Origin of the sequence: Acinetobacter sp. V89_4 (genome assembly GCF_029967875.1) — a bacterium.
GTDB classification, from domain to species: Bacteria; Pseudomonadota; Gammaproteobacteria; order Pseudomonadales; family Moraxellaceae; genus Acinetobacter; species Acinetobacter oleivorans.
Genome location: NZ_JASCAI010000015.1, coordinates 230,906 through 250,587 on the forward strand (window position 1 = coordinate 230,906; position 19,682 = coordinate 250,587).

Annotated in this window: 24 protein-coding genes and 2 tRNA genes; 15 read left to right on the plus strand and 11 right to left on the minus strand. The window is 39.3% G+C overall.

From position 1 onward, the window contains the following. Nucleotides 1–9 precede the first annotated feature (9 nt). Together QLG01_RS04185 and QLG01_RS04190 are read left to right on the plus strand one after the other, a co-directional pair. On the plus strand, nucleotides 10–468 hold the full coding sequence (locus tag QLG01_RS04185) for a hypothetical protein (protein ID WP_282495907.1): 459 nt from the start codon (nucleotides 10–12) through the stop codon (nucleotides 466–468). 83 nt (nucleotides 469–551) lie between these two features. Beyond that, nucleotides 552–893: a DHCW motif cupin fold protein gene (locus tag QLG01_RS04190; RefSeq protein ID WP_001017478.1), complete on the plus strand. Its 342-nt coding sequence runs from the start codon at nucleotides 552–554 to the stop codon at nucleotides 891–893. Between the two features lie 64 nt (nucleotides 894–957). On the opposite strand, the gene QLG01_RS04195 is transcribed toward QLG01_RS04190, so the two are convergent. Then, nucleotides 958–1,047: transfer RNA gene (locus tag QLG01_RS04195), tRNA-Ser, on the minus strand. A 118-nt stretch (nucleotides 1,048–1,165) separates the two neighbouring features. Here QLG01_RS04195 and QLG01_RS04200 point away from each other — a divergent pair. Next, nucleotides 1,166–3,043, plus strand: a complete 1,878-nt coding sequence (locus QLG01_RS04200) for a potassium transporter Kup (RefSeq protein ID WP_151766969.1) — start codon at nucleotides 1,166–1,168, stop codon at nucleotides 3,041–3,043. 56 nt (nucleotides 3,044–3,099) lie between these two features. On the opposite strand, the gene QLG01_RS04205 is transcribed toward QLG01_RS04200, so the two are convergent. Next, nucleotides 3,100–3,540 (minus strand): hypothetical protein, encoded by a 441-nt coding sequence (locus tag QLG01_RS04205; protein ID WP_005300829.1) that lies wholly within the window; start codon nucleotides 3,538–3,540, stop codon nucleotides 3,100–3,102. Between the two features lie 255 nt (nucleotides 3,541–3,795). Here QLG01_RS04205 and QLG01_RS04210 point away from each other — a divergent pair, with 255 nt between their 5' ends. From QLG01_RS04210 to QLG01_RS04220, 3 genes are all read left to right on the plus strand, one after another. Further along, on the plus strand, nucleotides 3,796–4,875 hold the full coding sequence (locus QLG01_RS04210; RefSeq protein WP_282495908.1) for a DNA/RNA non-specific endonuclease: 1,080 nt from the start codon (nucleotides 3,796–3,798) through the stop codon (nucleotides 4,873–4,875). 97 nt (nucleotides 4,876–4,972) lie between these two features. Then, entirely contained in the window at nucleotides 4,973–5,572 is a 600-nt protein-coding gene (locus tag QLG01_RS04215; RefSeq protein ID WP_199943376.1) for a LysE family translocator, read from the plus strand. Nucleotides 5,573–5,617: 45 nt separating this feature from the next. Next, the gene (locus tag QLG01_RS04220; protein ID WP_016139941.1) at nucleotides 5,618–5,860 is read left to right on the plus strand and encodes a hypothetical protein; all 243 of its coding nucleotides are present in this window, start codon (nucleotides 5,618–5,620) and stop codon (nucleotides 5,858–5,860) included. A gap of 179 nt (nucleotides 5,861–6,039) precedes the next feature. Here QLG01_RS04220 and aqpZ read toward each other — a convergent pair whose 3' ends face one another. Then, on the minus strand, nucleotides 6,040–6,729 hold the full coding sequence (aqpZ, locus tag QLG01_RS04225) for an aquaporin Z (RefSeq protein ID WP_005300839.1): 690 nt from the start codon (nucleotides 6,727–6,729) through the stop codon (nucleotides 6,040–6,042). 132 nt (nucleotides 6,730–6,861) lie between these two features. Next, a complete protein-coding gene (locus QLG01_RS04230) occupies nucleotides 6,862–7,866 on the minus strand; it encodes an AraC family transcriptional regulator (protein WP_262771235.1) in 1,005 nt (334 codons plus the stop codon). Nucleotides 7,867–7,975: 109 nt separating this feature from the next. On the opposite strand from QLG01_RS04230, the gene QLG01_RS04235 reads away from it, so the two are divergent. Then, a complete protein-coding gene (locus QLG01_RS04235; protein WP_199945067.1) occupies nucleotides 7,976–8,614 on the plus strand; it encodes a hypothetical protein in 639 nt (212 codons plus the stop codon). A 41-nt stretch (nucleotides 8,615–8,655) separates the two neighbouring features. Here the strand turns inward: QLG01_RS04235 and hisF are convergent, their stop codons facing one another. Further along, nucleotides 8,656–9,414: an imidazole glycerol phosphate synthase subunit HisF gene (gene hisF / locus QLG01_RS04240; protein ID WP_004789907.1), complete on the minus strand. Its 759-nt coding sequence runs from the start codon at nucleotides 9,412–9,414 to the stop codon at nucleotides 8,656–8,658. A 112-nt stretch (nucleotides 9,415–9,526) separates the two neighbouring features. Here hisF and QLG01_RS04245 point away from each other — a divergent pair, with 112 nt between their 5' ends. The 4 genes from QLG01_RS04245 to QLG01_RS04260 are packed head-to-tail and all read left to right on the plus strand — an operon-like array spanning nucleotide 9,527 to nucleotide 11,857. Beyond that, nucleotides 9,527–10,477 carry a homoserine kinase gene (locus tag QLG01_RS04245; RefSeq protein WP_282495909.1) on the plus strand — a complete coding sequence of 317 codons (951 nt, stop codon included), beginning with the start codon at nucleotides 9,527–9,529 and terminating at the stop codon, nucleotides 10,475–10,477. A gap of 12 nt (nucleotides 10,478–10,489) precedes the next feature. Then, entirely contained in the window at nucleotides 10,490–11,119 is a 630-nt protein-coding gene (locus QLG01_RS04250) for a DUF1294 domain-containing protein (RefSeq protein WP_005300854.1), read from the plus strand. Nucleotides 11,120–11,155: 36 nt separating this feature from the next. Further along, nucleotides 11,156–11,548 (plus strand): membrane protein, encoded by a 393-nt coding sequence (locus tag QLG01_RS04255; RefSeq protein WP_005300857.1) that lies wholly within the window; start codon nucleotides 11,156–11,158, stop codon nucleotides 11,546–11,548. A gap of 3 nt (nucleotides 11,549–11,551) precedes the next feature. Beyond that, the gene (locus QLG01_RS04260; protein WP_005300862.1) at nucleotides 11,552–11,857 is read left to right on the plus strand and encodes an antibiotic biosynthesis monooxygenase; all 306 of its coding nucleotides are present in this window, start codon (nucleotides 11,552–11,554) and stop codon (nucleotides 11,855–11,857) included. Between the two features lie 33 nt (nucleotides 11,858–11,890). On the opposite strand, the gene QLG01_RS04265 is transcribed toward QLG01_RS04260, so the two are convergent. Further along, nucleotides 11,891–12,793, minus strand: coding sequence for a DMT family transporter (locus QLG01_RS04265; protein WP_192454595.1), 903 nt, complete (start codon nucleotides 12,791–12,793; stop codon nucleotides 11,891–11,893). 98 nt (nucleotides 12,794–12,891) lie between these two features. On the opposite strand from QLG01_RS04265, the gene QLG01_RS04270 reads away from it, so the two are divergent. Then, nucleotides 12,892–13,443 (plus strand): XRE family transcriptional regulator, encoded by a 552-nt coding sequence (locus tag QLG01_RS04270; RefSeq protein ID WP_282495910.1) that lies wholly within the window; start codon nucleotides 12,892–12,894, stop codon nucleotides 13,441–13,443. 183 nt (nucleotides 13,444–13,626) lie between these two features. After that, nucleotides 13,627–15,318, plus strand: a complete 1,692-nt coding sequence (locus QLG01_RS04275) for an ABC transporter ATP-binding protein (RefSeq protein ID WP_282495911.1) — start codon at nucleotides 13,627–13,629, stop codon at nucleotides 15,316–15,318. A 56-nt stretch (nucleotides 15,319–15,374) separates the two neighbouring features. On the opposite strand, the gene hisA is transcribed toward QLG01_RS04275, so the two are convergent. The 5 genes from hisA to hisB all read right to left on the minus strand — a co-directional run bounded on the left by hisA (nucleotide 15,375) and on the right by hisB (nucleotide 18,835). Further along, nucleotides 15,375–16,106, minus strand: coding sequence for a 1-(5-phosphoribosyl)-5-[(5-phosphoribosylamino)methylideneamino]imidazole-4-carboxamide isomerase (gene hisA, locus QLG01_RS04280; RefSeq protein ID WP_002052186.1), 732 nt, complete (start codon nucleotides 16,104–16,106; stop codon nucleotides 15,375–15,377). A 94-nt stretch (nucleotides 16,107–16,200) separates the two neighbouring features. Beyond that, entirely contained in the window at nucleotides 16,201–16,842 is a 642-nt protein-coding gene (locus QLG01_RS04285) for a 3'-5' exonuclease (protein WP_282495912.1), read from the minus strand. Between the two features lie 88 nt (nucleotides 16,843–16,930). Continuing rightward, nucleotides 16,931–17,473: a DUF805 domain-containing protein gene (locus QLG01_RS04290; protein ID WP_282495913.1), complete on the minus strand. Its 543-nt coding sequence runs from the start codon at nucleotides 17,471–17,473 to the stop codon at nucleotides 16,931–16,933. 151 nt (nucleotides 17,474–17,624) lie between these two features. Then, on the minus strand, nucleotides 17,625–18,242 hold the full coding sequence (gene hisH, locus QLG01_RS04295; protein WP_192836234.1) for an imidazole glycerol phosphate synthase subunit HisH: 618 nt from the start codon (nucleotides 18,240–18,242) through the stop codon (nucleotides 17,625–17,627). Continuing rightward, nucleotides 18,242–18,835, minus strand: coding sequence for an imidazoleglycerol-phosphate dehydratase HisB (hisB, locus tag QLG01_RS04300; protein ID WP_002116767.1), 594 nt, complete (start codon nucleotides 18,833–18,835; stop codon nucleotides 18,242–18,244). The genes hisH and hisB overlap by 1 nt, the downstream gene beginning before the upstream one ends. A gap of 102 nt (nucleotides 18,836–18,937) precedes the next feature. Here hisB and QLG01_RS04305 point away from each other — a divergent pair, with 102 nt between their 5' ends. Then, entirely contained in the window at nucleotides 18,938–19,321 is a 384-nt protein-coding gene (locus tag QLG01_RS04305; RefSeq protein ID WP_004789887.1) for a GNAT family N-acetyltransferase, read from the plus strand. Nucleotides 19,322–19,426: 105 nt separating this feature from the next. After that, a tRNA-Phe gene (locus tag QLG01_RS04310) sits at nucleotides 19,427–19,502 on the plus strand. Nucleotides 19,503–19,682: the final 180 nt, after the last annotated feature.

Here is a 19,682-nt window from a genome sequence, read left to right on the forward strand (position 1 = left end):
GGAAGCCAAATGCTAAAGTCTAGAATCTTTATAACTATCGGACTACTTCTTGTAGGATTATGTTTATTTGCAGCCTTTAAGGTATACGAGAAAAAGGTTAATTCTGAAAAAGAACAAGCGAGTCGAGTGGCTATTTCCTTTTTTAATTCACTTTCTAATGGAGACGTAGCTACAGCATATAAATATGTTTGGTCAGGTGAGAACTTAAATATTCGAAGTGCTGAAATACCCCAAATTTATAAAGATTCAAAAGTTATAGAAGTACTAAAAGTTCGTTACGACTCAGCAAAAAATAGACCTGATTACTACCAACAATTTTATAAAATGATTTCACTCGCCATAAAGATAAAAACCGTACATGCGGATCTTGCTGGTAACCCTGCGGGTACCTATATTGTATTTGTGACTGTTGTAAAAAAGGATCCAAAATCTAATTGGTTAGTCACTGAGTTAGGTAGTGGGGCCTAATAAATAATTATTTTTAAATCCTTTGCAAAAATCAATTTTATCTATAAGTTGAAAAATACAATAATACTTCTTTGGAAAAAATTATGAATATCGCACCTTTTCCATTTCAAATTACAAACTGGGAAGAAATTGAAGTCACTGAATATAGTGGTGAAACAGGAAAAGCTTATTGGAAAACTCAATTTTTTGGTGAAGAAGGAAATAAAATTAGAGTGAGACTTGTCGAGTACTCAGCAAACTATTTAGCAGACCATTGGTGTGAGAAAGGGCACATATTATTTTGCCTAGAAGGCGAGCTAGAAAGTAGATTGAAAGACGGAAGAACATTTACTTTAACATCAGGCATGAGTTATCAAGTCGGAGATAATTCAGAACCACATCAGTCTTTTAGCTTGAATGGTGCGAAGTTACTTATTGTTGATTAAATTGATTTTATTTAAGTTAAATAAAAAGACCTAAATCAAAATGATTTAGGTCTTTTTTCAATTCTGGCGGTGAGAGAGGGATTCGAACCCTCGATACGCGCAAACGTATACACACTTTCCAGGCGTGCTCCTTAAGCCACTCGGACACCTCACCAAGGCGTGCGATAGTAACTAAAAAAACGAGTCCTGCCAAGATTTAAGATGAGCATTACAGAAAAAAAATAATAGAGGTGATAAGATTGCGATAAAAATCATATTGGTTTAATTACACAATGCAAAATACGGCCAAAAAAGCAACCTTGCCTGCCACGGCTTTGGCAGCTCTTGGGGTGGTCTTTGGAGATATTGGAACAAGTCCACTCTACGCCTTAAAAGAGTCCTTCCATGCAGCGCATGGGTTGGGAATTCAGCCTGAAAACGTATTAGGAATTTTATCTATTATTTTTTGGTGCTTAATGCTGATCATCAGCATCAAGTATGTCGCCATTGTCATGCGTGCAGACAACAATGGCGAAGGCGGAATCATGGCCTTACTCGCATTGAACTTGCGTAAAGCCAAAATTGCCGACAACAAAAAAATCTATATGATTGCCATTGGCTTTATTGGTGCATCGCTGTTTTTTGGTGACGGTATTATTACCCCAGCCATTTCGGTACTGTCGGCAGTCGAAGGTTTGTCTATTGCAACCAATGTGTTTGACCCATTCATCATGCCAATCGCGATCACCATTATCATCGCGTTATTCTTGGTACAAAAACATGGTACGGCCTTTGTCGGTAAGTTTTTTGGCCCGATCACGATGGTGTGGTTCTTATCGTTAGGATTATTAGGCCTTCACAGCGTCATTCAGACTCCTGTGGTGTTGGGTATGTTTAGTCCGCATTGGGCGATTCAGTTTATCTATCACCACCCCGTAATGACTTTTTTTGTTATGGGTGCTGTCGTTTTAACAGTGACTGGTGGTGAAGCTCTTTATGCCGATATGGGACATTTTGGACCAGTTCCAATTCGTCTAGCGTGGTTCTTTGTAGTGTTGCCGTGCTTGGTTTTAAACTACGCAGGACAAGGCGCATTACTATTAAGAGACCCAGCGGCGATTCAAAACCCGTTCTATTTATTGGTTCCGCAGTGGGCACTTTACCCAATGATTATTATGGCGACCATGGCAACCGTGATTGCTTCTCAAGCCGTAATTTCTGGGGTGTTTTCACTTGCTCGCCAAGCGATTCAATTGGGTTATTTACCACGTTTAAGTATTAAACATACCTCTGAGTCTGAAGAAGGTCAGATTTATGTCCCTTTCTTAAACTGGTTACTTTTAATCGCAATTATTATCTTAATTTTGATTTTCAAAACCAGCTCAAACTTGGCAAGTGCGTATGGCCTAGCTGTAACTTTAACCATGCTGTGTGACACGATTTTGGTTGCTGTATTCATCTATTCGGCTTGGAAGTGGAGTATGCCAAAAGTGCTACTCCTGATTATTCCATTCTTTATTTTAGAGTCGGTTTTAGTCGCAGCAACTTCACTTAAAATCTTGTCGGGCGGTTGGGTGCCATTATTGATTGGTGCGATTGCAGTGACCATCTTAATGACATGGAAGCGTGGTCGTGAGCTTACTTTTGCCAAGCTTGAACACGATACGTTATCGCTAGATTTGTTTGTGAAAAGTATTGGTAATAGCGTGCACTGGGTACCAGGTGATGCTGTCTTTATGACGGGTACGCCGAATGTTGTGCCACATGCCATGTTGCATAACATCAAGCACAATAAAGTGCTGCATCAGCGCAATATCTTGGTAACGGTAGTTATTGAAGATGTACCATTTGTTGCACCAGAAGAACGTATTTCAACAGAAACTTTAGCTGAGCATTTCTTCCGTATTAAAATCTTCTACGGCTTTAAAGATGAAATGAATGTACCAAAAGCGCTTATGCAAGCTTATGAGCAGTTAGGTCTTGAATATGACTTGATGCACATCAGCTTCTTTATTTCTCGCGACCGTATTGTTCATTCGGTGGGCGATGGCATGTCTCCATGGAGAGAAAAACTATTTATCTCTATGCAGCGTAACACCAGTCCAGTGAGTGACTTCTACCAAATCCCAACTAACCGTGTGGTTGAGTTAGGTAGCCAAATCGAAATCTAAAAATTTGATGTAATAAAAAAACCAAGACAGATGTCTTGGTTTTTTTATGGCTCTGATTACTGAGCTTGCATAGGTGCATCTGCTGGCAAACCACCATCTTTTGCCATCGGGTCTGCCGACTGAGTTGGATCTGCCGGAGGCGGTGGAGTGTTCGGATCTTGTGGCGCTGGAGGCGCTTGGTTTGGTGCAGGTGGTACTGCATCAGTTGGTGCTGCTGGTGGAGCCAATTCACCGCCTGCTGGAGGTGCTGGTGGAACATCTGCCGGAATAGGAGCACCAGTAGGCGCTGCATTTGTCGGTGCAGCAGAAACTTGCTGTACTTGTCCGCTATTGACTAAATCGCTAATAGAACCAGGTTGGCCATTTACCGTTGTCGTAACTTTCACTTTAGACAAACTTTCTAAAGTATCTCCTGGCTGGACTGCTGGCTCAGCCAAAGCGGCCATACTACATAATCCCGTGATTACGCCAATACCAATAATCTTTGAATGGATCATTAAGTGGACTCCGATTATATTTTTATCCAAATTTGTGGAGCTAACCATGTCATAAGCAATCAGTGTTTTTCAACGAAAGATACGCAATTGGCGTAATTCAATAGCCAAAGCATCTCATAATTCCAACAGATTGTTACGTAAGGGGAAATGGAGTTACAAAAAAGATGACCATGTTTTAACCATTTGAAAGATAAGAGATATACTTAAAAAAGCAGGATTGTTAAGCTGCGTGTGGACAGTGGTATTGATAGAAACATGGCAAGTAAAAAACGTAGTAAAGGTACAAACTCATTCTCTCTAAGTGAGCATTTTGGCAAGATTATTCTTGCTTGTATTGCTGCTGGAAGTTTTGCGATTGCATTTGGTAGTGAAAAGATTTCGCAGTGGTTTTCACCTTTAAGTACTAACTCGGCTTGCCTTAATCAGTTTTATCGAGAAGTTCCCCCTGCTTTAAATAAAGAAAGCTTAAAAAAAGACAGTTATCCGCTGTGCTTTAATGGTTTTAATGTTTTGTATTCAGGCATTTCTAAAACGCCGTTATGGTCGGCTGAGCATTTAAATGCAGAACGTTTGAGTGTCAAAATTAAGCGTGAAGACAACTTCCATGAAGAAACCCGTATCGATCAAAAGCATCGAGCACTATTAAGTGATTATCGTGGTTCAGGCTATGACCGTGGTCATATGGCACCGAATGGCGATATGCCAAATAAAAGCTCACAGTCCGATAGCTTCTCGTTAAGTAATATGGTGCCGCAAGCACCTAAAAATAATCAGGAAGTTTGGCGTAAACTTGAAGAAGCTACGCGTGCTATCGCGACTAAGCAAAAACAAGATGTTTATGTGGTTACAGGTCCTGTTTTTGAGGGTAAACGCCTTAAAACGATTGGGAAGGGTGTCATTGTTCCTACCGCAGTTTATAAAGCGGTCTATATGCCAAAAACTGGCGCTATTGGGGCCTACTACGCACCAAACAATAACTCTCTGCAAGTGAAAGTGGTGAGTGTTTGCTACCTTGAAGAACGCTTAGGCGTTAACCTGTTCCCTCAGTTAACTGAGCAACAAAAGCGTAATGTCTATCGCCTACCTTTAACGGCAAGCCAAGTTAAGCCAAATCAGAAGCTAGATTATTTACATTGGGATGGCGAGAGCCAATGCGAGCAGGACTTAAACGCCGAACAAATTAAAGCGCTACAAGACCAATTTAAAAAGCAAAAAAGTGGTTCATCAGAACCAATGGAAGCAAAAGTTCCAACGATTGACGAAGAAACACGCCAAGCGATTGTGAAGCAACTGGTCGAAGCATTGGTGAACTATTTCTTGCAAATAATGAAATAAGCAGCTTTTTTGATTGTTATTGCAAAACCGTAAATGTTTAAAATAGAATCCATAGACAGATCTGTCTATGGATTCTATTTTAATAAGGACAATAACAATGTTTGCCTCGATGTTTCTTTTTTCATTTGCAATGTCTATTACCCCTGGTCCAGTAAATACCGTCATTTTATCGACCAGTTTAAATCATGGTTTAAAAAGATCGCTTCCCTATATTTCAGGTGCAACCATTGGTTTTACCTTGCTTTTAATTTTTATGGCATTTGGTCTTCAGAGTTTATTAACTCAGTTTCCTGTTGTATTAAAGATTCTTGCGATTTGTGGAACGCTATTTGTCTGTTATATCGGCATAAAAATTATTCTTTCTGCTGCCAATATTTCTATTTCCAGTGTTCCTGTAGAACAGATGATTATTCCCAATTTTAAAGATGGGTTCTTATTACAATGGTTGAATCCCAAAGCGTGGTTGGCTTGTGTATCGGGTATTACCATGTTTACAAGCATTGAAAATCCGCAGTCGTTGCCGATCTTTATCGTTATTTATTTCTTCACTTGCTATGTGTGTTTGTTCTTTTGGGGGTTTTGTGGTGATAAATTTTCAGTGGTGCTGAATCAGGGCAACCGCTTGAAATATTTTAATATCTTGATGGGAGCATTCTTAATTTTATCGGCTCTTTTAATTTTGATTGATTTTTTTTAAATTGGTCGTATTACACTGTGAAGATATAACAACGAGACAAGACCTATGTTTAAGCCATTTGAAAAGGGTACAGAGTCTTCATCAATTGAAGATTTAACATTAGAAAATGATGTCGATTGCGTCAGCATTTATGGCAACTTGCAAATCACCAAAGACAAAGTCGGATTAGAACAAGCGAAGGCTTTACAGAGCTTTTTAAACGAAGTGGTTGCGGCTTTAGAAAAAGAAGAATTGCCTGAGAAAATTGAACGTCCGGCTGAACAAGAAATTAATAATCCGTTTTTGTAATAAATATTACTTTACTCAATTTGCTATCGCGACGGCGGCACGGATGCCGCCTGTTTCACTGCGTTACATGGAAGTAACGTCAGTGAAACGAATGAGTTTTGTCACTTTTGCTCACTCAAAAGTGAGGCATTACATACACAATTACTACTTGAGTGAACATGGTACTTGCGGTCGTGCAGTTAATCCTTCTCCCCAGCAACTACCTTATAAATAATCGCACCAATCACAGCACCTAAAATCGGAGCTACCCAGAACAACCACAACTGACTTAAAGCAGCAGTTTCAGCAAAGAACGCAACACCTGTACTACGTGCAGGGTTCACCGAAGTGTTGGTTACTGGAATACTGATTAAGTGAATAAGCGTTAAGCCTAAACCAATCGCAATAGGAGCGAAGCCAGCAGGTGCGCGGCGGTCAGTTGCACCTAAAATAATAATTAAGAAGAAAGCTGTAAGAACGACTTCAATAATGAAAGCTGAACCTAAGCCAAACTTGTTTGGTGATAAATCACCGAAACCATTCGAAGCAAAACCACCAACACCACTAAAGCCCGCTTGGCCTTGAGCAATAATGTAGAGAACAAATGCAGCAGCAGTCGCACCGACCACTTGAGCAACGATATAGGGAATTAAATCTTTAACATCGAAGCGGCCGCCGACCCAAAGGCCAACACTTACCGCGGGATTAAAATGTCCACCTGAGATATGCCCTAGAGCATAGGCGCCTGTCAGTACGGTTAAACCAAAGGCAAGGGCTACACCTGCAAAGCCAATACCAAGTTCAGGGAAAGCTGCGGCTAAAACTGCGCTACCACAACCACCAAAGACTAGCCAAAACGTACCTAGAAATTCAGCAAAATATTTATTCATTCTGATTACTCATTTATTTAATCTATTTTAATTAATGTGAATTACGTCACATAAATTTGAAGCATGTGACTATATGAAATTTTTGTTTTCAGTGTTGTTTTAATCAAGAAAAGATTTGTAAGTTTTGGTTGGTTATTCTTTGTCTAAAAAATGATCCCTCCATTGCTGTGGTGTTTGATTGGTCCAATGCTTAAACGCTCTTTGGAAAGCACTTTGTTCCGAGTAACAAAGCAGAAGAGCAATCTCTTGCAAGCTTAAATGCGGGTCTTTTAAATACTCGGTTGCCAGCATAAAGCGCACTTGCTGAACACGTTCCTGAAAGGTGGTGTTTTGCTGTTGTAAGTGTCTTTGCAGTTGCCGCACCGACAGACCTAATTGAGCAGCAATATATTCAATTTGATATTGATTTTTTTGCAGTCCAGTCAAAATTGAATGCTGTAAACGCTGATCAAGTTGGGTCGAATTTGGTAATTGTTCTAACAGTGCTTGTGCTTGCTGAACCAATAGCTGCTGTAGGGTATGGTCTGCGCTGCTAAGCGGCTTATGAATTTCCGTAATTGGAATAAGCAACTCTGTACGCGGCTGGCTAAAACGAACGGGACATTGGAAGTATTGTTCATAAACCCTAATATTTTTAGGAGCAGCATTTAAGAAATGTACTTCATGTAAATGCACATCTTCATGAGACATAAAAAGACGTAAGAACTGAATGACCAGTGCAATCGCGATTTCATCGGTAAGTTGAGTAGGGTGTAACTCAGTCGCTTCCCAGCGAATAGAGCCATATCTTCCTTGTAACTCAACGACTAAAGGGCTGCCGTCATAAATCAGACGGTGAAAATCATGATAGCGAATTAAAGCTTCACCTAAGTTATCGCAAGAGAGAGCAAGGTAGGCAATAATCCCTAAGTGTTTGGGTTGCACGTATTTGGCAATTTCTAGGCCTAATCCCGGCTTCGGGTCTAGTTTATAAATGACTTCTAATAGGTCGCGCCAAATCACATAGTCAAAGCGCTCTAGATTTTGAACTTGTTCTAATTGTTCAGGAATAGCTAACTGATTGGCTTCACAATAAGCTTTTAATAGATGTCCCAGTCCTCCATATACTGAGCCTGTATAATTTTTTAGTTGTGGCATCCCTGACCACCTCTTTCTTGTCGTGATTTGTCAATGAAACCATAAATTCTGGTCAATACCTAGCATAACGAATTTTATATGCTGAATAAAAAGAAAAAGGAGTTAGGTGATGTTAAAAGGGTTTATTGCCGGAATTGCGGTTGCAAATGCATTTGAATGGGTGGCGCATAAATATATATTGCATGGTGTACACCGTGCCGGAAAACCACGCTATAGCCCCGTGCCAAAAAGCATGGAGTCTCATTGGGCGCATCATCGTGAAGTTCGTAAACAACAATTTCATGATGATTGCTATGTGGAAGGTGTTGGTAACTGGCGAACTAAAAATGAGTTAATTTCGCTTGCTGTGGTGGCAACCGTTTCAAGCGCAATTTTCTATCCATTTTCAAAAGGCATGGCTCTCGCAGCTTGGTACAGTGCTGGTAATTATTATTATATTCATCGCCGTGCGCATTTAGAGCCTGATTGGGCAAAGCGTAAAATTCCGTGGCATTACGATCACCACATGAACTCTAATCAAGACGCCAATTGGTGTGTGACCAAACCTTGGTTTGACTATGTGATGGGAACACGGGTGGTGTCTTCGGCAGATTTAAAAGAACAAAATCCTTTGGGTATACGGTTACCTACTACGCTTGCTAGACCGCTGTCTCAAGCTGTAGAAAAAATCTTTCCTGCCAAATGGGTCGAGAAAAAAGAAAAGCCTCAACTCGTTAGCGACATTAATTCGGTCGATGGTGCTGCATAAAAAAATAAAGGGGCATATCGCCCCTTTAAATATCAATAAGCTTACAAGCGCATTTCGATACCTTGTTCAGCTAAATATTGTTTAGCTTCTGGAATGGTATATTGGCCAAAGTGGAAAATGCTTGCCGCCAATACTGCATCAGCACCACCTTGTAGAATACCGTCTGCAAGATGTTGTAAGTTTCCTACACCGCCTGATGCAATTGTTGGAATGGTCACGCGATCATTAATAGCACGCATTAAAGCAATGTCGTAGCCTGCTTTCGTACCATCGGCATCCATACTGGTAATGAGTAACTCACCCGCACCGTAGTCCGCCATCTGTACTGCCCACTCAATCGCATCAATACCTGTTGGTTTACGACCACCGTGAGTAAAGATTTCCCATTTGTTGTCGCCAGTTTTTTTGGCATCAATCGCAACGACAATACATTGCGCGCCAAAGTGCTGTGAAGCTTCTTGAACAAATTCAGGGTTAAATACGGCAGCTGAGTTAATACTCACTTTGTCTGCACCTGCATTTAATAACGCACGAATATCTTCAACCTTACGTACACCACCACCGACAGTTAATGGCACAAATACAGTCTCAGCCATACGTTCAACAGTACGGTAAGTGGTATCTCGTCCATGATGTGTAGCGGTAATGTCTAAGAAAGTAATTTCGTCTGCACCTTGTTCGTTATAGCGACGTGCCACTTCAACAGGGTCGCCAGCATCACGAATATCGAGGAATTGAACGCCTTTAACTACGCGTCCGTTATCAACGTCTAGGCAAGGAATAATACGTTTAGCAAGCATAGCTTTTTCCAAAAATAATCGCCGTTGGTGAAAGTTCCTACACAGGCGCTACACCTTCATGGAGGGAAGAGGTATTCTATCAAACTTCACAGATGTTTTTTGCAGGTTTTCCATGTCGGTTTATACCCCGTTGAGTTTAGATGAAGTTCGCACCTTTGCTGCACCTTATGGATTAGAGGTGTTGGAGCTGAACCCAATTCAGGGAGGTATTCAAAACACCAATTATTTTTTGGTTGATGTAAACCGTAAACAATATGTATTGACTGTATTTGAAGAGTTAGATGCACAAGGAGCAGGCGAACTTATTCCTGTTCTTGAACAATTAGGGACTCATGATGTACCTGTTGCTGTGCCGTTAAAGCATAGCGGACAAGCGGTTCATGTGATTGCAGATAAGCCCGCACAGATTGCACCACGTCTCATGGGTGACCATCCCATGCAAACGACAGTAGCGCAAGTTGCCGCAGTTGCAGATGCACAGGCGAAACTGCATGTAGCTTTAAAAGATTTTCCACTTGAACGTGAATATCAACGTGATCATCAATACTGGACAGGTGTTGCAGAACAGCTTAAACCAAATATGACTCAAGAAGACCAAACGTTACTTGAGCAGGTCTATCAAGCTTTTAATGCGAAAACAGCGCAGTATTCAAACCGACCAACAGGTTTTATTCACTCAGATTTGTTCCGTGACAATACTTTGTTTGAAGGTGAGCAATTACAAGGTATTTTAGATTTTTACGAATTAAATCAAGATGAATTGCTATTTGATATTGCGATTACCATCAATGATTTTTGTACCGAATATCCAGCAGCACATTTAAACTCAGACAAAGTGGCGGCTTACTTAGCGGCATACCAAAAAGTTCGTGTACTTACTTCAGATGAACTTGAGTGTTTAGATGTATTCTTGGCAATGGCAGCATGCCGTTTTTGGTCAATGCGCTTGCAAGTTGCTCAAAAAAATAAAGAAGAAGGACGTACCGGCGATGACATTTTGCAAAAAGACCCGCAGGAAATGCGAGCAATGATGCAAGACCGTTTAAGTCATGTAAAAGCATAAAAGGGAATAAAGATGCGAGATCAGGGGCGATTAGTCGAATGGTTCGACGAAAAAGGTTATGGCTTTATTCAGCCAGATGATGCTGAAAAAGAGCGAGTCTTTTTGCATATTAAAGATTTTGCACGCCCCGGTCCTCGGCCAATTATTGGCTGTGCACTGGAATATCTGATTATTCTCGATGAGCAAGGTCGCTTTCGTGCTCAGCAGGTCACTTATTTAAAAGCATCTCAAACTCGTAAAACGTCAAAACCAGTAAAAACACAATCTTCTTTTCAGGCCAGTCCATGGTCTGCTATGCAAATGGGGATCGTGTTTTATTTCGTTTTAATGGGAATTATGAGTTTTATCCATATTTTACCCGCCTATACCTTATTGTTTATTTTAATGATGAATGTGCTGAGTTACTGGCTTTATTCACAAGATAAAGAAGCAGCACAATTGGGTAATCGCCGTGTACCTGAGCAAACATTGCACATTGTCAGCTTTTTAGGAGGCTGGCCTGCTGCATGGTGGGCACAACAAAAACTGAGACATAAAACACAAAAACAACCATTCCGTAAGATTTATTTTTGTACCATATTCCTTCATTTACTTTTGATTTTGTGGCTAATTTCTCCCTTAAATGTGTTGCGGGGCTCATAAAAGTAAATCGTTTTATTAAACTTGAGAGGTATAAAAATGAATAGTTCTATCGACCAAGATCCAAATCGTACTTTAACGCTTATTTTATATGTACTTTATATTGTCGCTATTTTTACAGGCGGCTTACTTGCGGTTATTGCTTTAATTATTAACTATGTAAAACGTTCTGATGTGCAAGGTTCAATTTTTGCGAGCCACTTTACATGGCAAATCCGAACATTCTGGTGGTATCTCGCTTGGAATATTATTGCCTTTCTGCCGTTTATTTTCTTGTTCTTTACAGGTGAAAATACTGACCTGTTTGCAGGCGTTGCAATCTCATCGACCGTATTTTGTGTGGGTGTAATTGGTGCTGCATGGATCTGGATTGTATATCGTGCAATTCGCGGCTTGATTGCGCTAAATGATAACCGTCCGATGTATCAATAAATCATGATTATTGAACATGTGCATTTGAATATAAAGTCTGGGCAAAGTGAAGCATTTCTTGAGGCTTTTGAGCAGGCGAAACATATTGTTTATCCAATGGAGGGCTTCAATGCTGTCCAGCTCATTAGACATGCAACTGACCCACATCATTATATTTTAATGATCTCTTGGGATGAGATTGAAAATCATACAGAAGGGTTTAGAAAGTCTGATGCTTATCAGGAATGGAAAGCATTGCTCCATCCCTTTTATGATCCAATGCCAACGGTTGAGTACTACCAGCCTTGTATTTCATTAAAGAAAAAATAATAGATAAAAAAGAGAGCATTAAGCTCTCTTTTTTTATTCTCGAATTCTTTTAGTTTTTTTAATTGGTAACTTAAGTTTTAACTCACTGACTAAAACACCTAATACCACTAAAGCACCACCCAAAAGAGCAATAATTGGTAAACGCTCACCCGCAATTCGACCAATAATTCCTGCCCAAACAGGTTCTCCTGCATAGATAATTGCAGCACGGGAAGGATCAACCATACGTTGAGCCCAGTTCATCACAAATTGAATAAGTGCACTGGCTAAACCTAATGCAACAGCAAGGAGTACAAGTGGCCATGAAAATGCAGGAATTGTATGTTCACCCACCATAGGCATAATGGCAAAAGAAACCAGAGAGGCTACACCGAGTTGAATGACGGTGACGCGACGTAAATTTACTTTTCCAGCAAAGTAACTAATAAAAATAATTTCTAAAGCAATCGCAAGTGATCCGAGTACTGTTACAAGCTGTCCAAAATTTAAGGAGATTTGTTCAAAACCATTACCTGTCAATAAAATAAGGCCAGCGAAAGCAAGGACTGCTCCCACCCAAGTCATAATGTGTGGAACTTTTCTAAAGATGAGCCACATTAAAATAGGTACAAGCGGAACATAGAGCGCTGTTAAAAAAGCCGACTCACTACTTGGAATGGTTTGAAGACCAATCGTCTGTGTGCCATAACCTGCCGCAATTACAAGACCAATCGTGCTGCCAGCACCTAAATCTTTTAAAGTAATGCCCTTCATACTCTTGAAAGAAATAATCAGCAAGGTAAGCGCCGCGACAGCAAAGCGGCAGCCCACAAAAAACATAGGCGATGAAAAATTCAGTGCATATTGCACAGTAAGGAATGTTCCACCCCAAATGATCGTAATCAAAACGAGTGCTAACTGTGGGGCTTTGCTTGAACTCAAAGAAATTGGTGACATACTCAAATTAGAAAGAATTGTGCAATATACTGCACATATTGCGCTATTCTTCTATTTTGTGCAATATATTGCTCATATTTTATTTGCTGCGTTAATTTATGAGCCAGTCCAGTACCGTTTTACAGCATGTCGGCACAAACATTCGTTCCTTAAGAGATGAACGAGATTTAAGCCAACAGGACTTGGCCGATCAGGCAGGGGTGAGCAGAAGGACAATTGCAGCTTTGGAAACAGGGCAAGTTAATATTAGCCTAGCTAAACTTGATGCAATTGCAGCAGTGTTGGGCGTAGACTTTAGAACGATTGTGAGTGCACCTGAGCATAAAGAACAAGCTTTGGTCAATGCACTTGCTTGGCAAGGTGAAAAAGAAGAAAGCAAAGCGACTTTTTTGGCTTCAGTTCCATCGCGTTCGCAAGTTGAGCTTTGGACATGGTCATTAGCAGTGGGGGAGTCGTATGTTGCTGAAGCAGACCCGGAAGGATGGCAAGAGCTTATTTATGTATTAGAAGGTGAGTTGACCATACAATTTGCAGATAGCTCAAAAACTATCGTTGCTGGCTCTTCATTTATATATGCTAGTTCAGTGATTTATACCTATATCAATAGTGGTAACCAAGTACTTAAGTTTATTCGTAATGTGGTGTATTGATTTTAAAGTCTTTATGAAATCACATGAGTTATTAAATTTTATATAAAGAATTTCTCTTATTTAAAAATTTGTAAGCTTAATTCTAAACAAAAAAATAAGAAGAACAATAAATAAGGCAAGTTATAATATTTCTTGTGTAAAGAAATTATTTTTAACTCGTTTTAATAGAAAAAAGATACAGAAATGAAATTTTTATTAAGTTCGCAAGATATTCAGAACTATAAATTTATATGGCAGGTTTCTAAAGAAAATTATAAGAAACAGAACAGTAGTATGTTTCTCATGTTTTTATTAGTGATGTTTTCAGCATTCTTTACAACATTGTTGCCATACCTGCTGAAAATTATTATCGACTATTCTGCACACGAATATAACTTTTTCCTCAATATTCAACTCCCATTTAATTTTTTATATCTACTCGTACTTGCCTACGCGACTGCATGGTTGGTGAATGAGTTATGCCATTGGACACAAAATATTTTTAGTGCTTATTTGATGGTTGATTTCAAAGGAGCATTAATTTTTGCAGGCTTAAAAAATTATTTAAATCTTAAAAAAGATGAACAAGATCAAATTGAAGCTGGAACAGTAATCAGTGATCTCGCAAGAGGAAGTTCTGCTTTTGGTGAGATTAATTTAACGTTACTTCTTCATTTGGGGCCAATTATTTTTCAATTGGCGATGATTTTTGCAGTTCTATTTACGACCATTAGCCTAGTCTTTAGTATTAGCTTTTTATTAATAGCTATCATTATTTTCCTAGTTTCCTTTCATATAAATAAAACAAGTAGTTCACTATTCGATGCGATGTACCAAAAAGATAATCAGGTGAATAGTCATTTGATACATCAGATATCTAACTCCTATGAAATTAAAGTGAAAAATGCAGTACCGTTTCAATTATCAAAATTTAATGAAACGCTCAATTTATCCATTACAACAGCTAAAGATAGGAATAAGAAAATAGGATTGTTGATGATTTCTCAATTGTTCATGATTTTTCTATTCTTACTTATTTTTATGTTATTTACCGTATTTCTTTCAACTGAAAAGCAATTGACTCCGGGTGCTTTCGTATTGATAAGTACTTATATTATTCAACTCACTAATCCATTTTTGGCTGTTTCTCAAAGCTTGATGCGCTTAAATGGAAACTTTGTGGCCTTAGCAAAATACCGACAGTATTTTAATCTTAAGAAAGAACAATATACGTCTTCTGCTATTCAACATTCTGAAGTCCTCTTCCAATTTATAAATGCTCAATTTTTATTAGGAAAAAGAGCAGTAAATCATTTTGATTTAACAATCTTAGCCAATAAAACATATGTCGTGATTGGCCCAACAGGTCTAGGTAAGACCTCTCTGATGAATTATTTAATGGGGGTATATCAGATTCAATCAGGACAGCTTTTGTATAAAAATATCGATATTAGCCATAATTTTTCCAAGCCTATTTTTGATGAGGTCATTTATGTTGCACAGCAGCCAGTTATTTTTCCTTATTCTTTAAGAGAGAATTTGGTCTATAACTCTCAGCATATATATGAAGATTCTTACTTACTTCAGATGCTTGAGCAGTTTAATTTATTGCATATTTTGAAAAAACATCAATTAACGCTCGATGATTATCTAACTGAAATTTATAAGAATTTTTCAGGAGGAGAAAAGCAAAGAATTTGTATTCTTCGAGGTCTTTTGGCTCGTCCTCAACTCATAATCTTAGATGAACCGACTGCAGCTTTAGATGTAGGTACTGCAAAAAATATACTTAAATATATTCAGCAGGTCGTTCCATCAGTGATTATGATTACGCATTCACCTTATGCAATGGAGCTTGCAGATGAGGTGATTGATTTAGAAAAGTTATTAAATTAAAGATTATTAAGAAATAAAAAAGAGCCTAAACAGGCTCTTTTTTTACATCTTAAAAATTAAAGACGGTTTTCATCTAACAAAAGCTGAGCTTCACGAAGGTTTAGAGTGCCTTCATAAATTGCACGACCTGTGATTGCACCTAAAATGCCGGGTTTGCCTTTTAAGTTACGAACGTCATCAAGGTTAGTTACGCCACCTGAAGCAATCACTGGTAAACCTGAGTATTGAGCCAAGTTTACAGTCTGCTCAACGTTTACACCTTGCATCATACCGTCACGCGCAATGTCAGTATAAACAATGCTAGAAACGCCTGCATCTGCAAAACGTTTTGCTAAATCTGTTGCTTTAACGTCAGTAACGTTTGCCCAGCCGTCAGTTGCAACCATACCATTCATGGCATCAATACCAACAATGATGTGGCCAGCAAAGCGCTTACAAGCTTCTTCTACAAATTCAGGCTCTTGAACTGCTTTAGTACCAATAATGACAAAAGTCACGCCAGCTTCTAAGTAGTGTTCGATAGTCTCTAGTGAGCGAATACCACCACCAATTTGAATTGGTAATTCTGGCTGAGCTTTAGCAATTGCTTCAACAACAGGCTTATGAATTGGGGTACCTGCGAAAGCGCCATTCAAATCAACCAAATGCAAACGACGTGCGCCTTCATTTACCCAATGCTGGGCAGTTGCAACTGGATCGTCAGAGAAAACGGTATCGTCTTCCATACGCCCTTGTTTTAAACGCACACATTTACCATCTTTCAGGTCAATTGCTGGAATGATTAGCATGCTTCCGCTCCTTGCTTCATCATGATTATGAAATTGTGCACATCTTAGCAAAGTATTGATCAATCGCTAAGCCTTAGAAAAGACTTTTATAACTTTACGCTTGAAGTGCGGTTTGAATCGTTTGTGAAATGTGAGCTGGTAATAGTTCTTGCTTTCTGAGCTCTTCAAATACCAATAATGCAGCATACGCATCGGCGGCAGCGTAGCTTATTTGTTGTGGTGTAAGTGGCTTTCTTGCCCAATTTGAAGTTCCAATTTTTTTCGACTTTGCAAGATATTGCCCAAATAGCAGAGCAATTGCTTTTTGAACCCCCATTTGCTGTGTAAAACCAAAGTGACTAAAGCCTTTTGCTAGGTCGACACAACTTTCTAGCTCAATGCCTTTTTTATGAAAAATGTGTTTATCATTTTTAAGACCAAAGCCGACTTTAATTTGCTTTTGGTTAGACAAAATGGGCTGTAAAAATTTTAAAGTCGATGAATTTACATGAAATAAATAGGCTTTTTTTGCTGTGGCCAGCTGAATCAAATGTGGACCTGTTGACACTTCACCCACTCGAAAAGTCGGTTTAGATTCAGAATCAAATCCCAAAACTACAGCGTTTTTTAATTCTTCTTCAATAGTTTTGCATTGTTCAATATTTTCAATCACGACAATATTTTGATAGGTGAGATTTTCAAAAGGAGGGAGCTGCTGAATAGAGGCTTTATCAAGGAGGGGAGAGGCTTCTGACATATTTAACAGCATACAAATGAATTGAGCTATTAGCTTTATATATGAATAGAGCCTAGAGAACTAGGCTCTATCAATGATTTAACAATTTTTATGGTTGGGTTGTTGAGCTAATTTTAATTTGTTGACTTTTTTCAATGTAAGTTTGATAGCTTGGGACTGCTATTGCAATAATGACAACAATAAAGAGGATTGGAATAATGACAATATAAATCCAACCCAATATACGCTCCCAACTTGGCGTTGCCCGCGCTGGACCGTAGTCGTTAGTACCTTCATCACCTTTAGCTGCAAAAAGATAAATCATAAGGCCAATATTTACAAAGGGTACGAGTAGAAGTAGTGACAGCCAACCACTATGATTTCGATCATGTAAACGACGAATCATAAGTATAAAAGTAGAATAGAAATATGCGATATAAAGAACAAATAATAAAATGAACCCAACCGTGACAGGTACATTACTGCTGGGTTCAACTACCAGACCTGCGGTCATACCAATCACTGCAAAAGCACTAGTGAAAATAATACCGTAAAGCAGTAACCAAGCAGCATAAGAGAGTCGTCCAAAACGACCATTAGCTTTAAAGGGGGAATCTTGTTGAAGTGGCTGATTTTCAAAAGGGGAATTCATTTTGTTTTCCTGATCATTTGGTTTTATTTAAAAGTATAAATATTCAATATTTTGTTGAATAAAACATCATTCTATAAATGTTTAGTGGTTATTATAAATAAAAAAAAAGATCAGGCCATCTAGACCTGATCTTTTCAGTTTTTAAATCAGATTAAATATTCCATTCCACAAAGTTTTTAAGTAACTGCAAACCAGCAGTATGACTTTTCTCTGGGTGGAATTGAGTCGCGAATAAATTATCTTTGTGAATCGCTGTGCAGAAGTTCACGCCATACTCACAAGTCGCAGCCACAACGCTTTCATCTTTTGGTTCGACATAGTAGCTATGTACAAAGTAGAAGCGAGCATCTTGTTCGATGTTGTTCCACATTGGATGGCTTGGGTTCATTTGGTGAACTTGGTTCCAGCCCATGTGTGGTACTTTTAAACCTTCCATTTGAGGGAAGTGCTTTACTACACCGTCAAAAATACCGAGTGCGTCTACACCGCCATTTTCTTCAGAACTTTGTAGTAATGCTTGCATGCCTACACAAATCGCAAGGACTGGCTTATTAAAAGCAGCTTTACGTACGACTTCATCAATACCTGCTTCACGCATGCCTTGCATACAGTCACGCATTGCACCAACGCCCGGAAAAACAATTTTGTCGGCTTGTGCAATTAATTTTGGATCATTGGTCACATCGACTGTAGCGCCCACATGCTCAAGTGCTTTAGCTGCTGAGTGTAGATTGCCCATGCCATAATCAAGTAACGCGATACGTGTCATTAGAGGCTACCTTTTGTCGATGCAATCGTGTTTTCTGCACGTGGATCAACTTCACATGCCATACGTAAAGCACGAGCTAGCGCTTTGAACACACTTTCAATTTGATGGTGGCTATTTTTACCTTTCAAATTATCGATGTGTAAGGTCATGAGCGCATGGTTTACGAAACCTTGGAAAAACTCAGAAAATAAATCGACATCAAAGGTACCGATGCGTGCACGGGTAAATGGAATATCCATGAATAAACCCGGACGACCAGATAAATCTACAACAACGCGAGATAAAGCTTCGTCTAATGGTGCATAAAAATGACCGTAGCGTTTTAAACCTTTTTTATCGCCTAAAGCTTGTGCAAAAGCTTGTCCAAGCGTGATTCCACAGTCTTCTACAGTGTGGTGATCATCAATCTCGAGGTCTCCGTCACAATGAATATCGATATCAAATAAGCCATGTCGCTTGATTTGATCAATCATATGGTCTAAAAATGGAACTCCAGTGTTTAGTGTGCCTTGACCAGTACCGTCGAGATTTAATCGAACTCGAATTTTGGTTTCATTGGTATTTCTAACCACTTCACTGATACGTTGCGTCATGGACACGTTCCTCAAAAAACGTCAAAAATGATTGGATGTTAACGACAATTTCGCTGTGACGAATTCGTGACAGCATCATAGTTTGCTCAGGAGGGTTAATCAATGCCTATTACCGTACATGCTTATAGTTCTCTAGATAATTCAGAGATCCGCGATCAGCTTGAGCGTTTGTATGATACAAGTCCGGAGTTTGGTGACGGGCACGATGCGATTGAACAACTTGAACAAGATTTACAACAGTATACCACGCTATACACTGCTGAATTTAACACCAAAATTATAGGTGCAATCTGGTCTTCAGGACAAGGCGAAAGCAAGGTCCTTGAATATATTGTTGTTCACCCTGCTAACCGTGGTCGTGGGGTAGCTGAGCGCTTGGTTGAAGAAGCTTGTCGTATAGAAGAGTCAAAAGGCGTTAAAATTTTTGAGCCGGGCTGCGGCGCAATTCATCGTTGTTTGGCTCATATTGGTAAATTACATCATTAACAGCCTAGTCCGTATGTGGCGGTGATTTAAAAATAATCACTTGTTACAAAAAATACGGAAGTTGCTTGACGTGGTCATATAAACATTGTTTAATACGCCCACTTCGGCGTGATAGCTCAGTAGGTAGAGCAACGGATTGAAAATCCGTGTGTCCCCAGTTCGATCCTGGGTCTCGCCACCATTATTTGTGTTTTCAATCCCTGATCCCATCAGGGATTTTTTTTAAGTATAAAAAATACTCAGTTAAATCAAAAACTCAGGATAATTGTTGACTATTGTTCTGAGATACGGCTTAATACAGGCCAACGGCGTGATAGCTCAGTAGGTAGAGCAACGGATTGAAAATCCGTGTGTCCCCAGT

Bases quoted from the DNA above. Each gene is read 5' to 3' on its own strand.
- QLG01_RS04260 (WP_005300862.1), top strand. From the start codon at position 11,552: ATGATTATTGAACATGTGCATTTGAATATAAAGTCTGGGCAAAGTGAA.
- QLG01_RS04250 (WP_005300854.1), top strand. From the start codon at position 10,490: ATGCGAGATCAGGGGCGATTAGTCGAATGGTTCGACGAAAAAGGTTAT.
- QLG01_RS04210 (WP_282495908.1), top strand. From the start codon at position 3,796: ATGGCAAGTAAAAAACGTAGTAAAGGTACAAACTCATTCTCTCTAAGT.
- QLG01_RS04305 (WP_004789887.1), top strand. From the start codon at position 18,938: ATGCCTATTACCGTACATGCTTATAGTTCTCTAGATAATTCAGAGATC.
- hisA (WP_002052186.1), bottom strand. From the start codon at position 16,106: ATGCTAATCATTCCAGCAATTGACCTGAAAGATGGTAAATGTGTGCGT.
- QLG01_RS04255 (WP_005300857.1), top strand. From the start codon at position 11,156: ATGAATAGTTCTATCGACCAAGATCCAAATCGTACTTTAACGCTTATT.
- QLG01_RS04285 (WP_282495912.1), bottom strand. From the start codon at position 16,842: ATGTCAGAAGCCTCTCCCCTCCTTGATAAAGCCTCTATTCAGCAGCTC.
- hisF (WP_004789907.1), bottom strand. From the start codon at position 9,414: ATGCTTGCTAAACGTATTATTCCTTGCCTAGACGTTGATAACGGACGC.
- hisB (WP_002116767.1), bottom strand. From the start codon at position 18,835: ATGACGCAACGTATCAGTGAAGTGGTTAGAAATACCAATGAAACCAAA.
- QLG01_RS04220 (WP_016139941.1), top strand. From the start codon at position 5,618: ATGTTTAAGCCATTTGAAAAGGGTACAGAGTCTTCATCAATTGAAGAT.
- QLG01_RS04265 (WP_192454595.1), bottom strand. From the start codon at position 12,793: ATGTCACCAATTTCTTTGAGTTCAAGCAAAGCCCCACAGTTAGCACTC.
- QLG01_RS04230 (WP_262771235.1), bottom strand. From the start codon at position 7,866: ATGCCACAACTAAAAAATTATACAGGCTCAGTATATGGAGGACTGGGA.
- QLG01_RS04290 (WP_282495913.1), bottom strand. From the start codon at position 17,473: ATGAATTCCCCTTTTGAAAATCAGCCACTTCAACAAGATTCCCCCTTT.
- QLG01_RS04200 (WP_151766969.1), top strand. From the start codon at position 1,166: ATGCAAAATACGGCCAAAAAAGCAACCTTGCCTGCCACGGCTTTGGCA.
- QLG01_RS04270 (WP_282495910.1), top strand. From the start codon at position 12,892: ATGAGCCAGTCCAGTACCGTTTTACAGCATGTCGGCACAAACATTCGT.
- hisH (WP_192836234.1), bottom strand. From the start codon at position 18,242: ATGACACGTATCGCGTTACTTGATTATGGCATGGGCAATCTACACTCA.
- QLG01_RS04190 (WP_001017478.1), top strand. From the start codon at position 552: ATGAATATCGCACCTTTTCCATTTCAAATTACAAACTGGGAAGAAATT.
- QLG01_RS04275 (WP_282495911.1), top strand. From the start codon at position 13,627: ATGAAATTTTTATTAAGTTCGCAAGATATTCAGAACTATAAATTTATA.
- aqpZ (WP_005300839.1), bottom strand. From the start codon at position 6,729: ATGAATAAATATTTTGCTGAATTTCTAGGTACGTTTTGGCTAGTCTTT.
- QLG01_RS04185 (WP_282495907.1), top strand. From the start codon at position 10: ATGCTAAAGTCTAGAATCTTTATAACTATCGGACTACTTCTTGTAGGA.
- QLG01_RS04245 (WP_282495909.1), top strand. From the start codon at position 9,527: ATGTCGGTTTATACCCCGTTGAGTTTAGATGAAGTTCGCACCTTTGCT.
- QLG01_RS04235 (WP_199945067.1), top strand. From the start codon at position 7,976: ATGTTAAAAGGGTTTATTGCCGGAATTGCGGTTGCAAATGCATTTGAA.
- QLG01_RS04205 (WP_005300829.1), bottom strand. From the start codon at position 3,540: ATGATCCATTCAAAGATTATTGGTATTGGCGTAATCACGGGATTATGT.
- QLG01_RS04215 (WP_199943376.1), top strand. From the start codon at position 4,973: ATGTTTGCCTCGATGTTTCTTTTTTCATTTGCAATGTCTATTACCCCT.